Here is a 1,198-nt window from a genome sequence, read left to right on the forward strand (position 1 = left end):
GAAGCGCCGGTGCCGCCCGCCGCCGGGCCGCGCGGCGTGCTGCGCGTGCTCGATGTGCTGGCGCGCTGGTATGCGCAGCCGCCGCAGGACGATGCCGGCCTGAGCATGGCGCTGGATCACGCGGCCAAGCTGCTGCGCCCGGGATCGCGCCTGACCGTGCTGGCCGATCCGGCCAGTGCGCAGGCCGTGCCCGCCGCGCGCTGGGCCGGGCTGGCGCTGCGCAACGAAGTGGAGTTGCTGCTGCTCGCCGATCCGCTGGAAGTGCATCCGCCACGTGCCGCCCTGCCGTTCTGGGCAAGCGGCCGCCGCGTGGAGGTGGATCTGCTGGCGAGCACCGCGCAACAGCGCTGGCGCGCGCAATTCGTGCAGCCGTTGGAAACCCTGGCGGCGGAACTGCCGGGCCGCGGCGTGCAGGTGCGGGTATTGCTGAGCGACGCACCCAGCGAGTCGTGGTTGCTGCCGGTGCAACGGGGGGCGTCGGCATGAGCCCGCAGCAATTGCCCCTGCGCGATGTGCATCTGCCGCCGGCACCGGCCTGGTGGCCGCCCGCACCGGGCTGGTGGATGCTGGCGGCGGTGTTGCTGCTGGCGCTCGGCGTTGCATTGTTGGTATGGATGCGCCGGCGCCGGCGCGAGCAGCGCTGGCAGCGTCAGTTCGATGCGGCGACGCGCACGGGCGAACCGCCGGCGCAGGTGGCCGCGGTCTCGGAGCTGCTCCGGCGCGCGGCACAACGTCGCGATCCGGCCGCTGCGGCGCTGCAGGGCGAAGACTGGTTGCGGTTCCTTGATGGCGGCGACAAACACCAGGCGTTCTCCGCCGGCCCCGGCCGCGTGTTGCTCGACGGTGGCTACCGCCCCAGCCTCGACCCGACGCAGGTGCAGACATTGCTGCCGCTGGCGCGGCGCCGCTTCCTGGCGTTGATGGCGGCGCGGCGTGGAGGACGGCGATGAGCCTGGTGTCTTCGTCGTGGCAGAGCCTCAGCGACCTGCTGGCCGGCTTCGCCTGGCCGTGGATGTGGCTGGCGATGCCGCTGCCCCTGCTGGCCAATCTGTTGCTGCCGGCACGGCGCGGCAATGCGCCGGCCTTGCGCGTGCCCTATGGCGAGCGCCTGCAGGCCGTGGCCGCCGCGCCGGCACGCGGCGGGCTGTGGCGCGCCAGCGTGTGGCTGGCGTGGCTGGCCTGGTTCTGCCTGTGCGCG

Annotated in this window: 1 protein-coding gene and 2 pseudogenes; all 3 read left to right on the forward strand. The window is 73.8% G+C overall.

Features of this window, described 5'->3' with window-relative positions; genetic code table 11:
* Window positions 1–486: pseudogene (locus D183_RS0114445) on the forward strand (DUF58 domain-containing protein); the annotation flags it as partial.
* Window positions 483–950 (forward strand): DUF4381 family protein, encoded by a 468-nt coding sequence (locus tag D183_RS0114450; protein ID WP_017909628.1) that lies wholly within the window; start codon window positions 483–485, stop codon window positions 948–950. The pseudogene D183_RS0114445 and the gene D183_RS0114450, both read left to right, overlap by 4 nt.
* Window positions 947–1,198 (forward strand): annotated as a pseudogene (locus tag D183_RS0114455) (vWA domain-containing protein); the annotation flags it as partial. The gene D183_RS0114450 and the pseudogene D183_RS0114455, both read left to right, overlap by 4 nt.

It is taken from the genome of Xanthomonas sp. SHU 199, from assembly GCF_000364665.1.
GTDB classification, from domain to species: domain Bacteria; phylum Pseudomonadota; class Gammaproteobacteria; order Xanthomonadales; family Xanthomonadaceae; genus Xanthomonas_A; species Xanthomonas_A sontii.